This window comes from Duganella sp. LjRoot269 (assembly GCF_964254095.1).
Lineage (GTDB): Bacteria > Pseudomonadota > Gammaproteobacteria > Burkholderiales > Burkholderiaceae_D > Rugamonas > Rugamonas hordei.
Genome location: NZ_CAXUSL020000001.1, coordinates 6695312 through 6709397, shown reverse-complemented (window position 1 = coordinate 6709397; position 14086 = coordinate 6695312). Strand labels below are relative to the sequence as shown.

11 protein-coding genes are annotated in these 14086 nt (G+C 64.5%); 5 read left to right on the top strand and 6 right to left on the bottom strand.

Annotation, left to right across the window (positions count from 1 at the left end; all coding sequences use genetic code 11):
• Positions 1–710: 710 nt before the first annotated feature.
• Complete coding sequence (locus ACSQ3S_RS29975; RefSeq protein WP_176652416.1) at positions 711–1367, top strand: hypothetical protein; 657 nt, start codon at positions 711–713, stop codon at positions 1365–1367.
• Positions 1368–1376: 9 nt separating this feature from the next.
• On the opposite strand, the gene ACSQ3S_RS29970 is transcribed toward ACSQ3S_RS29975, so the two are convergent.
• The 4 genes from ACSQ3S_RS29970 to argH all read right to left on the bottom strand — a co-directional run bounded on the left by ACSQ3S_RS29970 (position 1377) and on the right by argH (position 5795).
• On the bottom strand, positions 1377–2033 hold the full coding sequence (locus tag ACSQ3S_RS29970) for a DUF6445 family protein (RefSeq protein WP_176652417.1): 657 nt from the start codon (positions 2031–2033) through the stop codon (positions 1377–1379).
• Complete coding sequence (locus tag ACSQ3S_RS29965) at positions 2030–3676, bottom strand: TRAP transporter large permease (RefSeq protein ID WP_436144647.1); 1647 nt, start codon at positions 3674–3676, stop codon at positions 2030–2032. Before ACSQ3S_RS29965 ends, ACSQ3S_RS29970 begins: the two co-directional genes overlap by 4 nt.
• A gap of 9 nt (positions 3677–3685) precedes the next feature.
• Positions 3686–4258: a TRAP transporter small permease subunit gene (locus tag ACSQ3S_RS29960; RefSeq protein ID WP_436145099.1), complete on the bottom strand. Its 573-nt coding sequence runs from the start codon at positions 4256–4258 to the stop codon at positions 3686–3688.
• Between the two features lie 139 nt (positions 4259–4397).
• Positions 4398–5795: an argininosuccinate lyase gene (gene argH / locus ACSQ3S_RS29955; RefSeq protein ID WP_436144646.1), complete on the bottom strand. Its 1398-nt coding sequence runs from the start codon at positions 5793–5795 to the stop codon at positions 4398–4400.
• 95 nt (positions 5796–5890) lie between these two features.
• Between argH and ACSQ3S_RS29950 the strand changes: the two genes are divergently transcribed.
• Both ACSQ3S_RS29950 and ACSQ3S_RS29945 read left to right on the top strand, forming a co-directional pair.
• Complete coding sequence (locus ACSQ3S_RS29950; protein WP_176652420.1) at positions 5891–6316, top strand: GNAT family N-acetyltransferase; 426 nt, start codon at positions 5891–5893, stop codon at positions 6314–6316.
• Positions 6317–6636: 320 nt separating this feature from the next.
• Positions 6637–7113: a hypothetical protein gene (locus ACSQ3S_RS29945; protein ID WP_353400986.1), complete on the top strand. Its 477-nt coding sequence runs from the start codon at positions 6637–6639 to the stop codon at positions 7111–7113.
• Between the two features lie 6 nt (positions 7114–7119).
• On the opposite strand, the gene ACSQ3S_RS29940 is transcribed toward ACSQ3S_RS29945, so the two are convergent.
• Together ACSQ3S_RS29940 and ACSQ3S_RS29935 are read right to left on the bottom strand one after the other, a co-directional pair.
• The gene (locus ACSQ3S_RS29940) at positions 7120–8514 is read right to left on the bottom strand and encodes a YfcC family protein (RefSeq protein ID WP_176652421.1); all 1395 of its coding nucleotides are present in this window, start codon (positions 8512–8514) and stop codon (positions 7120–7122) included.
• Positions 8515–8525: 11 nt separating this feature from the next.
• The gene (locus ACSQ3S_RS29935; protein ID WP_436144645.1) at positions 8526–9665 is read right to left on the bottom strand and encodes a succinylglutamate desuccinylase/aspartoacylase family protein; all 1140 of its coding nucleotides are present in this window, start codon (positions 9663–9665) and stop codon (positions 8526–8528) included.
• 164 nt (positions 9666–9829) lie between these two features.
• Between ACSQ3S_RS29935 and ACSQ3S_RS29930 the strand changes: the two genes are divergently transcribed.
• Both ACSQ3S_RS29930 and ACSQ3S_RS29925 read left to right on the top strand, forming a co-directional pair.
• Positions 9830–12595 carry a TonB-dependent receptor gene (locus tag ACSQ3S_RS29930; protein ID WP_436144644.1) on the top strand — a complete coding sequence of 922 codons (2766 nt, stop codon included), beginning with the start codon at positions 9830–9832 and terminating at the stop codon, positions 12593–12595.
• 107 nt (positions 12596–12702) lie between these two features.
• On the top strand, positions 12703–14037 hold the full coding sequence (locus tag ACSQ3S_RS29925; RefSeq protein ID WP_176652424.1) for a cyanophycinase: 1335 nt from the start codon (positions 12703–12705) through the stop codon (positions 14035–14037).
• Positions 14038–14086 lie beyond the last annotated feature (49 nt).

Genomic DNA, 14086 nt, shown 5'->3' with positions numbered 1-14086 from the left:
CAACTCGGCGTCCTCGGCGCTGCCCCGGCGGGTGGCTGGTCAGCGATTTTTGTGCGGCTAAAACGGCGAGCAGTGGCGACACTATTCCTGTCGAGATGGCGAAGTCAAAAAACTTGGAAAATTAGTCGCGGGAGAAAAAAATGTCTGAATTTAGACAATTCCGGGGGGACATGCGGCCTTGTCCGACCATGGCGCATACCAGAGTAGGCCCGCCGGAAGGCGCACGATTGAAGGGTTTTGTCTTAAATGAACAACGAACTAGACGCCGCGCTCTATTTTCGGTGGCTACGCAACACTATGCCCAAAAATTCAGCAAATCCCAGTTGCATAGATTTAATATTGCGAATTAAACTAGTTGCAGCCGGCTGGGATTATGGTCCCGGACCGGCACATAAAAAGCGCAGGGCACGACCCTTGATAACAAGCGCAATCGGGAACCACAGGAAGAAGAAAATGACCGCACACCCACAGCACGATTTCAGTTCCGCCCGCGCGCTGCGCGCCTCCCATACGACGGCCCCGCCGCCGATCTAGCATCGCTCCCAGTTAAAGACCAACGCTTGCCGCATATCTTCCGCCGCCGCGTCCCTATCCGGGGCGCCGGCGAGGCTATTGCGTCGCTGCGCGGCCCCGATCACGGCGGCCGCGCGGCACAGCGCCTGCTATCAGCTTAGTTTTTGTCCGCCGGCGCGCGGACAAGGGGAACTTGCATGCTGTCGATTGCCACCAAAGTAGAACGCATCGTCATGGAGTCGTCTTTTCTCACGGAAGGGCTGCGGCGCAACCTGATCAACCTGTCGGAGCTGGCGCGCCAGCTGCAGCCGCAGCTGGAGAGCGATTTGTGGAAGCCGGTCGGCCAGGCGGCGGTGGTGATGGCGCTGCGCCGCGTCGCCGAGCGCCTGCCGGAGGCGAGCAACGAGCCGATCGCGTTGGCGCAGAAGACCGGCGAGCTGACCACCCGCACCGAGCTGACCGAATACACCTTCCGCTACACGGACAGCGTCAACGAATGCCACCGCCAGCTGCTGGCGCGCGCCGAGCCGATGCGCGGCTCCTTCGTCACGGTGACGCGCGGCGTCAACGAGGTGATGGTGATCTGCAGCCGGGTGCTCACTTGCATGGTGGAGGAGGTGTTCGTCGGCGAGCGGCTGCTGGCGCGGCAGGACAACCTGAGCGCGGTCACGCTGCACCTCAATCCCGACACCAGCCGCACGCCGGGCATCTATCACGCCATCCTCAAGCAGCTGGCGTGGGACAAGATCAACCTGGTCAACATGATCTGCACCTACACCGAGCTGACCATCCTGCTGGAGCAGAACCAGACCGGCGCTGCGTTTTCGGTGCTGTCGAAGATGGTGACGCTCTGATCGAGGGCGTCACGCCATCCAGAAGAACACGGCGGTCATGCGCTTGTCGTCGTGGTCGCAGCCGAAGTAGCCGCTGGCCGAGTGGACCATGTTGGCGCGGTACAGCAGCATGCGGTTGAACTGGTTGTCGACGCGCAGGTCCTCGTGCCAGGCCTGCGGCGGCAGGCTGGTCACGCCCAGCGCCTCGCGCAGGTTGGCGTGCGGGGGACTGCAGTAGTTGCCGCCCAGCGTGCCATCCGGATAGCGCAGCCGGTAGAACGAGGTGCCGGCCGCCGGCAGCGGGTCCGGCGACAGGTAGATCACCGCCGCGTAGCGGCACAGCTTGAGCGAATCGGTATGCGGCCGCGGGCCGGATTCGATCCCGCCCACCAGCTGCACGTAGTTGTGATTGAGCGTGCTGCCCTGCGGCGTGGCCTCCTGCCACAGCTTCTTCGCTCCCGTCACCTTCTTGACCCAGGCTTCCACCAGCGCCAGTTCGTCCGGCAGCAGCGCGCCCTTGCTGCGCATGCCGGGCCAGGGTTCCGGGCGGTGCGGCGCGCCGAGCTCCCAGTCTTCGCGGGCGAAGCAGCGCTGCGCGACTTCCCGCGCGTTGGGCAGGATGTCGTCCTTGACCCAGTAGTCGCGGCCCAGCTGCGGCTTGCGGTAGGTCAGCGTCGGGCGCGTCATTTCTTCTCCGTGTCGGTCGAGAAGTTCAGCTGCGGCGCCTCGTCGTCCTTCTTCTCTTCGGCAGGCGGTGGCGGCGTGTCGAGTTTCAGTTCGATCTGCTCGTTCATGTCGACCTTCTTCTCCACCGACACCAGGTTGGGGAAGCTGATGATCAGCACCACCATGACGATCTGGATCAGCACGAACGGGATCGCGCCCCAGTAGATGTCGGAGGTCTTCACTTCCTTCGGCGCGACCGAGCGCAGGTAGAACAGCGCGAAGCCGAACGGCGGGTGCATGAAGGAGGTCTGCATGTTCACGCCCAGCAGCACGCCGAACCAGATCAGGTCGATGCCCAACTTGTCCGCCACCGGGCCCACCAGCGGCACCAGGATGAAGGCAAGCTCGAAGAAGTCGAGGAAGAAGGCCAGCACGAAGAACAGGATGTTGACGACGATGAGGAAGCCGGTGCTGCCGCCGGGAAGGCTGGACAGCAGGTGCTCGACCCACAGGTCGCCGTTCACGCCGCGGAACACCAGCGAGAACACGGTGGAGCCGATCAGGATGAACACCACGAAGCAGGACAGGCGGGTGGTCGAGTGCATCGCCTGTTTGGTCAGGTCCAGCGACAGGCGGCCGTTGAACATCGCCAGCAGGATGGCGCCCATCGCGCCCATGCCGCCGCCCTCGGTCGGCGTGGCCAGGCCGATGAAGATGGTGCCGAGCACCAGGAAGATCAGCGCCAGCGGCGGGATCATGACGAACACCACGCGCTCGGCCATGCGCGACAGCAGACCCAGTTTCAGGTGGCGGTTGGCCAGCGCGAACGCGAAGGCGCCGACGATGCCGACCGCGCCGGAGAAGATGCCCAGTTCGTCGGCGGCCAGCGCCGGGTGGCTGGCGCCCCAGTAGTGGGCGAAGGCGAACGACGCGGCCACCGCGCCGATCACCAGCACCAGCAGCGAACGGGCGCCGCTGTCGCCATTGGGCTGGCGCAGGTTGCGCGCCTCCAGCGGCAGCGCCGGCACCATCTTGGGTTTGAAGATCGATATCGCCAGCACGTAGCCGGCGTACAGCGCGGTCAGCAGCAGGCCGGGCACGAAGGCGGCCTTGTACATGTCGCCGACGGAGCGGCCCAGCTGGTCGGCCATGACGATCAGCACCAGCGACGGCGGGATGATCTGCGCCAGCGTGCCGGAAGCGGCGATGACGCCGGCCGCCAGCTTCTTGTCGTAGCCGTAGCGCAGCATGACCGGCAGCGAGATCAGGCCCATCGAGATCACCGAGGCGGCCACCACGCCGGTGGTCGCCGCCAGCAGCGCGCCGACGAAGATCACCGCGTAGGCGACGCCGCCGCGTATCGGTCCGAACAGCTGGCCTATGGTGTCGAGCAGGTCCTCGGCCATGCCGGAGCGCTCGAGGATCAGGCCCATGAAGGTGAAGAAGGGGATGGCCAGCAGCGTGTCGTTGGCCATGATGCCGAAGATGCGGTTCGGCAGCGCCTGCAGCAGCTCGGGTTTCAGCAGGCCCAGTTCGATGCCGACGATGCCGAAGAACAGGCCGTTGGCGGCCAGCGAGAACGCGACGGGAAAACCGGAGAGGAGGAAAATCACCAGCGCGCCGAACATGATGGGCGCCAGATTCGCTACCAGGAATGCTTCCATGTATGTGCCTTAGTTGATCTTATTGGCGGCTTTGATCGCTTCGATCTCTTCCTGCGGCGTGGCGGCGTGCTTGGCGAATTCGTGGCCGTCGATTTTCCCGGCCAGGAAGGCGATGCGCTTGATGATCTCGGAGACGCCCTGCAGCACCATCAGCAGGAAGCCGACCGGCACCAGCATCTTGGCCGGCCAGACGATCAGGCCACCGGCGTTGCTGGACATCTCGGCGCTTCGCAGCGACAGCAGCGCGAACGGCGTGCCGTAGTACAGGATCACCAGCGAGATCGGCATCAGGAACAGCAGGTAGCCGAACAGGTCGATCCAGACCTGCGTGCGTTTGGAGAAGCGGCCGGCGACGACGTCGATGCGCACGTGCTCGTCGCGCTTGAGCGTGTAGGCCGAGGCCAGCATGAACATCGACGCGAACAGGTACCACTGGATCTCCAGCCAGGCGTTGGAGCTCATGTTGAGGGTGTAGCGCACCACGGCGTTGACGGTGCAGATGATGACGGCGGCCAGCAGGCACCAGCCGACGGCGTGGGCGATCTTTTCATTGAGCTTGTCGATGGCTCGCGAGACCGGCATAAACATTTGCGTCTCCTCTGTCCTCTGGCGGGCGTTCGGGATGTCCGGGTGCACGTCATTCCCGCGCAGGCGGGAATCCATGCCGAGCAGCTGCGGATGCCCGGCATGGACTCCCGCTTGCGCGGGAGCGACGCGGGGTTTATTTTGCCAGCTGTTCGCGCACGCGGGCAATCGCCTTGCGCACCTGGTTCGGCGCGGTGCCGCCGACGTGGTCGCGCGCGGCGACCGAGCCTTCCAAGGTCAGCACGGCGAATACGTCGTCCTGGATCAGCGCCGAGAAGGCGCGCAGCTGGTCCAGCGACATTTCTGCCAGGTCGATCTTCAGGTCGTCGCAGGCGCGCACGGCGCGGGCCACGGCTTCGTGGGCGTCGCGGAACGGCAGGCCCTTCTTGACCAGGTAGTCGGCCAGGTCGGTCGCGGTGGCGTAGCCCTGCAGCGCGGCGGCGCGCATCGCTTCCGGCTTGACGCTGATGCCGCCGGCCATGTCGGCAAAGATGCGCAGCGTGTCGACCACGGTGTCGACCGTGTCGAACAGCGGTTCCTTGTCTTCCTGGTTGTCCTTGTTGTAGGCCAGCGGCTGGCCTTTCATCAGGGTCAAAAGGCCCATCAGGTGGCCGTACACGCGGCCGGTCTTGCCGCGCGCCAGTTCCGGCACGTCCGGGTTTTTCTTTTGCGGCATGATCGACGAGCCGGTGCAGAAGCGGTCGGCGATGTCGATGAAGCCCACGCGTGGGCTCATCCAGATCACCAGCTCTTCGGACATGCGCGAGATGTGCGTCATGATCAGCGAGGCGGCGGCGGTGAACTCGATGGCGAAGTCGCGGTCCGAGACGGCGTCCAGCGAGTTGTGGCAGACGTCGTCGAAGCCCAGCGTCTTGGCCACGCGCAGGCGGTCGATCGGGAAGGTGGTGCCGGCCAGCGCGGCGGCGCCCAGCGGCAGGCGGTTGACGCGCTTGCGGCAGTCGGCCATGCGCTCGGCGTCGCGGCCGAACATCTCGACATAGGCCAGCATGTGGTGGCCGAAGGTGATCGGCTGCGCCACCTGCATGTGGGTGAAGCCGGGCATGATGGTGTCGGCGTTCTTTTCGGCCAGGTCGGTCAGCGCGCCGCGCAGGGCGTTGAGCAGTTCGACCACGTCGTCGATGGCCGAGCGCACGTACAGGCGGATGTCGGTGGCCACCTGGTCGTTGCGGGAGCGGCCCGTGTGCAGGCGCTTGCCGGCGTCGCCCACCAGTTCGGTCAGGCGTTTTTCGATATTCAGGTGGACGTCTTCCAGGTCCAGCAGCCATTCGAACTGGCCGGCTTCGATCTCGGACGAGATCTGCGCCATGCCGCGCTCGATCTCGGCGCGGTCGGCGGCGCTGATGATGCCCTGGGCGGCCAGCATTTCGGCGTGGGCCAGCGAGCCCTGGATGTCGGCCTTGGCCAGGCGTTTGTCGAAGAATACCGAGGCGGTATAGCGTTTTACGAGGTCCGAAACGGGTTCGTTGAAGCGGGCCGACCAGGCTTCGGCTTTTTTGGAGAGTTGTGCAGTCATAATGAAGAAAGTAGTTTGCGCGTTTTGTCGGCATCGATTATAAACCGGTAGATGCTCGAAAATACGTCAACGTTGTCTTTTTAATCACCGAAAACATGACTACTCTGCACATCAGCACCGACAAGGCGGAACTCGACCTGCCCTTGATTTACCAATTCCTCAGCGAGCAGTCGACTTGGGCCATCGGCATTCCGCCCGCCGTGGTGGAGCGGGCGATCGACAATTCGCTGTGTTTCGGCGCTTATCTGGACGGCCGGCAGGTGGGTTTCGCGCGGGTGATCACCGACAGCGCCACCTTCGCCAACCTGGTCGACGTGTTCGTGCTGCCGGAGGTCCGGGGGCAGGGATACGGCAAGCGCCTGATGGAGGCGGTGCTGGCGCACCCGGATTTGCAGGGGCTGCGCCGCTTCATGCTGGCCACCAGCGACGCGCACGGCCTGTACGCCCAATTCGGCTTCACGCCGCCGGCCCGGCCGGCGACGCTGATGGAGCGCTACTTCCCGAACATCTACGCCAACTAGCCGTTCATGCCAGCCAGGGGGACGTTGAGGGGGGGATCTGGGGCTCCCCATCGACAGGACCGCACGCGGCGGGTATGTCTTTTTTTCGGGTTTTACTAAAACGTGCGAACCCTTGCTATTCACCGATAGTCTCCGATATTTCGTCGGAGTTTGTACTATCGCGTGAACTAAACAGTACTAATCGGCTCTAACAAATACAGGCCGAAAATTAGTATCGTTTAGCGTTCGTCTTGGCAATTTTAGTAATCGATAGCGCGCAGTAGTAAGTTTTAGCGGCGGTTAGCAGCGCTTAGTAAAAACCGATTTTTTGGGAACCCCTCATGCATGCTCACGCATTCCCGATCCGCGTGCCCTCCGATGTGCTGGAGGCCCTGGGCGAATTCACAGGTCATTTCTGGTCCGATTCTCTAGCGCTGGAGCCGTTCATTTGCGAGGCGATCCGCAACTATATGAAACCGGCCCCGGCAGCCCAACAGCAGCCGGCGGCGCCATCCGAGGCCGGATACCAATGGAAGGAAGTCTTTCTGCCAGAGGGGACAAGGCTGCGCGCATGCTTCGATCACCAGTACTATTTCGCTGTGGTGGCGGGGGCGGAAATCAAATATGGCGAGCATGTAGTTTCGCCATCCTGCTTCGCCAATCTGCAAGGCAGCGGCAACCGCAACGCCTGGAAAGCCATCTGGCTACGCCTTCCGGGCAGTGATCAATGGCTGCTTGCCGATGTCTGCCGGTCGGCGCAAAAAGCGGCCATAGCGCGTTTGCTGGGAGGGACCGCCGCTCATGAAGCAGCTACTTAAAGCCCATCATTGCCAAACCATCAGGCACGGCGGCACCAGCAGCGCCAGCGCCAGCACGGCGTAGATCAGCTGTAGCGGCACCATCCACTTGGCCCAGGTGATCCAGGGGATGCGCGCCAGGGCCAGCACGCCGACGGTGATGCCGGATGTCGGTATCATCGGTGTGGTGAATTCGCCGAACTGGAACGCCAGGATCGCGGTCTGGCGCGTCACGCCCACCAGGTCGGCCAGCGGCGCCATGATCGGCATGGTCAGCGCGGCCTGGCCGCTGCCGGAGTGGATGAAGAAGTTGATCACCGTCTGGATGCCGAACATCTTCCATGCCGCGAAGATCGGGCTGGACGACTGCACCAGCGGCATCAAGGAGTGCAGCATGGTGTCGATGATGTGGGCGTCGCGCGCCAAAATCATCGTGCCGCGCGCCAGCGCGATCACCAGCGCCGTGCCGACCAGGTCGCGCGCGCCCTGGATGAAGCCTTCGACGATCTGCGTCGAATCGAGCTTGCCCACCAGGCCGATGACGATGCCCATGGTCAGGAACAGCGCGGCGATTTCATCGATGTACCAGTCGTAGCCGACCACGCCGCCGACCATGATCACCAGCGAGCCGACGAAGATCGCCAGCACCAGCTTGTGGCGCCCCGTCATGCCGTGGAATTCGCCCAGGCCGTGCGGCTGCTCGCGGCGCTTTTCCAGGTCGAGCGCGTAGGTCGGGCTCAGCTCCGGCGTCTTTTTCACGCGCGCCGCGTACCACATCAGGAAGACGATGGTGATGGCGGTGGCGATGAACCAGACGATCAGGCGATAGCCCCAGCCGGAAAACACCGGCACGCCGGCGATGCCCTGCGCGATGCCGACGTTGAAGGGGTTCAGGAACGCCGCCGAAAAACCGACCTGCGAACCGAGGAAGGGGATCGACACGCCGGTGACGGTGTCATAGCCCAAGGCCAGCGCCAGCGGCACGAAAATCAATATAAACGGTATGGCTTCCTCATTCATGCCGAAGGTGGCGCCGCCGATCGAGAACATGGTCACGAACACCGGGATCAGCGCCTTCTGGATGAACACCGAGCTGTCGTGCGCGCGCGCCAGCGACTTGATCATCGAGTCGACCGCCTCGGTCTTCTGCAGCACGGAGAAGGCGCCGCCGACGATCAGCACGAAGCCGATGATCAGCGCCGCGTCCACGAAGCCCTTGATCGGCGCCTTCATCAGCGCCGTCAGGCCCTGCGGCGCGCTGGCGATGTAGTGGAAGCTGGACGGGTCGATCAGCTGCTTGCCATTGACCAGGTGCGTCTCGTATTTGCCGCCGGGGACCAGCCAGGTGGCCGCCGCGATCAGCGCCAGGATGATGAACAGCAGGACGAAGGTGTGCGGCAGCTTGAATTTTTTGGTGGTCATGTTGTTTTGATTTATTGGCTCAGCAAATCGCCTGCGCGGAAGGCCTGGGCGCCGGCGACTTTGCCGACGTTCATGCCGCGTATCACATGGCGGTGCGCGCTGCGGGCGAAGAACACGCCGGCCACGCTGGCGCGGATCACCGTGGTCTCGCCGCTGACCGGGTCGATCAGGTCGGCGATGGCGTCGCCCGGCGCCAGGCGCGCGCCGAGGTCGCGGGTGTAGACCAGGATGCCGGCGTGCGGCGCGTACAGCGGCTCGACGCCTTCCAGTGGCGTGGCCTGGCACAGCGGCGCGGGCAGCACCGCGGCCGCCGCCGCGGCTGCGGCGTCCTTGGGCAGCAGCACGCCGCTCAGGGTCAGGAACTGCAGCAGGCCGGCGGCGTCCTTCTCGGCCAGCGCGTAGCTCACTTCCATTTCGCCGCGCAGCTCGACGGTGGTCGACAGGCAGGCGGCGGGGATCGGGTAGCGGCCTTCGAAGTGCTTGTCCAGGTCCCACCACAGGCGGCTGCAGGCCTCGTCGAACGGCTCGCCGCCGGCCTGGTAGGCCAGCAGCAGCGCGTGCGCGCCCATGATGGCCGACAGCGGCGCGATGCCTTCGGCCAGCGGCGTGCCGGCGTAGACGTGCAGCACCGCCTCGTTGTCGCAGTGCAGATCGATGACGATGTCGGCGTCCACCGCCATCGTCATCAGGGTTTTCTTCAGCGTCTCGGCGTCGGTGGCGGGCTGCCAGGTGGCGATCGAGGCGCGCGCGTGTTCGCGTATCAGCCGCACGTTGGCGTCGGCGTCTTGTCCCAGCAGGCCTTCCAGCGACTTTTTCAGGTCGTCGGCGACGTGCTTGTAGGAGCGGTTGAAGTTGATGCCGGTGGTCAGGTCGAAGCGGCCGAAGGCGGCGCCGTGGATCGCCTGCGCCAGGCCGATCGGGTTGGCGGCGGGCACCAGGATGACTTCACCGGCGATCTTGCCGGCTTGTTCGAGCGCGGTCAGTTCCTTGCGCAGGTATTGCGCGACCAGCATGCCGGGTACCTCGTCGGCGTGCAGCGAGGCCTGGACATAGACCTTTTTGCCGGTGCCCGCGCTGCCGAAGTGAAAACTGGTCAGTTCAAATGCGGCGTTGCTGTGCGGGCCGGAGAGGGGGTGTTTGTGTACTTGCATGGGTGAGCTAACACTATTTGCGGTCAAAGATTGAGTATGTAGCACTATTTTCACAAAGTAAATCGCTGCACGGCGAAAGGCGGCCTGCTTTCTTGAGTTTTCACGGCGATGTGCGTACAGTTAGTTTAATTGAATTATTTACATTGCTACCAGAGAGAATATATATGGGTGAATTGCACGGCATGCGGGTTTCGACGATGGCGCACTCGGTACGGCGCGCCCTGAGCGTGGGAGCGGTGATCGGGCTGCTGGGCCAGCAGGCCGTCGCGCAGGAGGCGCCGGCCGCGCCGGCGGCGGCGACTATCATGCCCAAGGTCGAGATCACCGGCTCGGCGATCCGCCGCATCGAGTCCGAAACGGCGCTGCCGGTGCAGGTCATCACCCGCGAGGACATCGAGAAGGCCGGCGTGACCACCGCGTCGGAACTGATGGCGCGCGTGTCGGCCAACGTCGGCGGCCTGACCGACGGCGCCAGCATCACCGACGGCCACGACCAGCGCGGCTTCAACAGCGCCAACCTGCGCGGCATCGGCACCTCGTCCACGCTGGTGCTGCTGAACGGCCGCCGCATGGCCAATTTCGCCTCGCCCGGCGACGACACCGGCGTCGACCTGAACAACATCCCGGCCGCCGCGATCCAGCGCGTCGAGGTGCTGCTGGACGGCGCCTCGGCGCTGTACGGCACCGACGCCATCGGCGGCGTGATCAACTTCATCACCCGCAAGGATTTCCAGGGCCTGGAGCTGAACGCCTACGGCGGCAGGACCGACGAGGGCGGCGCCGGCAAGCGCACCGCCACCATCAGCGCCGGCAAGGGCGACCTGGGCAAGGATGGCTACAATGTGTTCGCGGTGCTCGACGTGCAGCGCACCGACGCGCTGAGCACCTCGCAGCGCAAATTCATCAACAACCTGCAGATCCCCGAGCGCCTGCCGCACCTGCTGTCCGGCTATACCGGTCCGGCCAACATCCGCCTGACCGGCGCCCAGCGCGACTACCTGCAGGAGCAGGGCTTCACCATCAACGGCAAGCCGATCACCAACCGCACCATCAACCTGTCGGTGCCGAACTGCGCGCCGCCGGCCAACCTGTACCTGCCGACCGGCACCGGCGGCGTCGACGCCTGCACCTACAACTACATGGGCGACACCGAGCTGTATCCGAAGTCGGACAAGGTCAACCTGCTGAGCCGCGGCGTGCTGCAGCTGAACGCCGACAACCAGCTGTTTGCCGAGGTGGCGCTGAGCCGCTCGAAGACCAGCTACGTGGCCTCGTCGGCGCGCGTCAGGGCGCCGATCAACTACAAGAAGATTCCCGGCCTGGCCAAGTACGACCTGGAATCGGAGGAAGCCAGCGCGGACGACGACGTGGTCGGCGATGTCGAGCTGCGCATCCGCCTGGCCGAGGCGGGCCGCCGCACCAGCGAGTTGACCAGCGAAAGCCAGCGCTTCGTGGTCGGCATGACCGGCAGCGCGCGCGGCTTCGATTACGATATCGGCCTCAATCACAGCGTCAACACCATCAAGGACAAGGATACCCACGGCTATCTGCTGTACGACAAGCTGCAGGCGGGGATCTACGACGGCACGATCAATCCCTTCGGCCCGTCGGGCGCGGCCGGCGTGGCGCTGCTGAACAGTATCCAGGTCAACGACGACGTGCGCCACGCGCGCGGCGTGATGGATTCGGTCGACTTCAAGGTGTCGCATCCGGTCGGCACGCTGGCCGGCGGCGAGGCGGCGCTGGCGCTGGGCGGCGAGGTGCGCCACGAGCGCACCGACTTCACGCCGTCGGCGCTGCTGCTGAGCGATAACATCAACAACGACGCCGCGCCCGAAGGCGGCCGCGCCACCAGCGACAGCCGCACCGTGCAGGCGGTGTACGGCGAACTGCTGCTGCCGTTGACCAAGCAGTGGGAGGCGCAGCTGTCGGCGCGCTACGACCATTACCAGGTGGTCGGCGGCGCCGCCAGTCCGAAGATCGGCGTCACCTACATGCCGGCCAAGACCATGCTGTTCCGCGCCTCGGCCGGGCGCGGCTTCCGCGCGCCGTCGATGTCGGACATGTACCGCCCGACCATCTACGGCGCCACGGCCACCTTGCCGGATCCGCAGTACTGCGCGACGGTGGACAACAACTTCGCCGACTGCGCCGACAACTGGGACACCCGCCGCTATTCGAATCCGGACCTGAAGCCCGAGCGCAGCCGCCAGTACTCGGTCGGCATGGTGCTCGAGCCGAGCAAGCAGGTGGCGATGACGCTGGACTACTGGAACATCAAGCGCACGGACCTGATCAGCGAGATCGGCGACGACGTCATCCTCGGCAACCTGGCCAAGTACGGCAACCTGGTGCACCGCGACGAGGACGGCCTGATCGACTATATCGAGCTGCGCAAGGAAAACCGCGGCGCGCAGGTGGCCACGGGCCTGGACCTGACGCTGGACTTCCGCGGCGTGCAGACCTGGGCCGGCCGCTTCGGCGGCCACCTGTCCGGCACCTATGTGCTCAATTCGAAGATCCAGAACTCGGTCGGCGACGTCTACCTGAGCAATCTGGGCCGCTTCGTCACCGACGGCGTGGTGCAGCGCTGGCGCCATACCGTCACCTTCGACTGGGACCGGGGGCCGTATTCGGCCAGCCTGTCGAACACCTATTCGAGCGGCTATGAGGACCAGAACTCGGCGATCAACATCGACGACGGCTCGGTGGTGGCGTCCAACCACGTGAAGGCGTATTCGCTGTGGGACCTGTCGGGCGCCTGGCAGGCGACCAAGGGGCTCAAGTTCCGGGCCGGCGTGCAGAACCTGTTCAACACCGCGCCGCCCTATTCGAATCAAGCCTATTTCTTCATCTCAGGCTATGATCCGACCTACACCGATCCGCGCGGCCGCCGTTTCTATGCCAGCGCCAATTACGCCTTCAAGTAATGTAACGTAATGATGCTTTAAGTCGGATTGAGGAATAGATTGGTATCATCTGCATTATTACGGCGCCGCGCGAGAGCCCTGGCGCCGGTTTTCATCGGAAGGGCAACATGAAATTTACAGGTTTTGCGCTCCAGCGCCTTGTCATGCGCTTTGGCATGCTCGGGATGCTGGTGTTCTCCGGCGCCGGCGTGTGCGCTGCGCAGACGGCCGCCACGACGCCGGTCGCCAAGACCCATCAAGTGCAGGTCAAGGCCAGCAAGCCGGCCAAGGCGGTGCCCCCGCCCAAGCCGGTGCTGGCGCCGCCTGCGGGCAACCTGGTCATCATCGGCGGCGGCCTGCGGGCCGACAACGCGGAAGTCTGGCAGCGCATCGTGCAGCTGGCCGGCGGCAAGGGCGCGCGCATCGGCGTGTTCGGCTCGGCCTCGATCAACCCCGAGAAGTCGGCCCAGAACACCGTCAACAAACTCAATCAATACGGCGCCCAGGCCTTCTTCATTCCGCTGGGCGTCACGCTGCCCAACAGCGACTACCGCAAGGCGGCCGAGGACCCGGAAGTGGTGGCGGCGATCCATTCGGCCACCGGCATCTACTTCACCGGCGGCGACCAGGCGCGCATCACCAAGGCGCTGGTGCGACCGGACGGCAAGCACACGGCGGCGCTGGACGCGGTGTGGGACGTGTACCGCGACGGCGGCGTGGTGGCCGGCTCCAGCGCCGGCGCGGCGATCATGAGCACCACCATGTTCTACGACGCCAAGGGCACGCTGGAGATGCTCAAGCAGGGCGTCAACGACGGCCACGAGATCGCCTCCGGCCTGGGCTTCATCGGCGACGACGTGTTCGTCGACCAGCATCTACTGGTGCGCGGCCGCTTCGCCCGCATGATCCCGGTGATGTTGAAAAAAGGTTATCAGATCGGCCTCGGCATCGACGAGAACAGCGCGATGGTGGTCAACGCCAAGCGCGACGTCGAGATCATCGGCTACAGCGGCGCGCTGCTGCTGGACCTGTCGGCGGCGATCACCGACCGCGGCGTCAAGGGCTTCAACATCAGCAACGCCACCATCAGCTACCTGGACCGCGGCGACAAGTTCAACCTGGTGACGCGCGAGTTCACACCGTCGCCGGACAAGGCCGACAACAAGCTCGATCCGAACGAGCCCGATACCCGCGAGCCGGTGTACACCAACGACATCCTCGGCAACAACGCGGTGCTGGACCTGATGGTCAACCTGATCGACAACGCCCAGCAGGAAGCCATCGGCATCGCCTTCGGCAATCCACGCGACGTTTCGCCTGAGTTCGGCTTCGAATTCCGCTTCAGTAAAACCATCAACAGCGTCGGCTACAGCTCGACCGAGGCGGAGGCCTACTCGGTGCTCAAGCTGCGCATGGACATCCGGCCGATCCAGCTGCAGCAGCCGCTGTACCGCTACCGCTGACGGCCGCGCGAAATCGGTTATATTTAATGGGACGGCAGGCGCCGTCCCA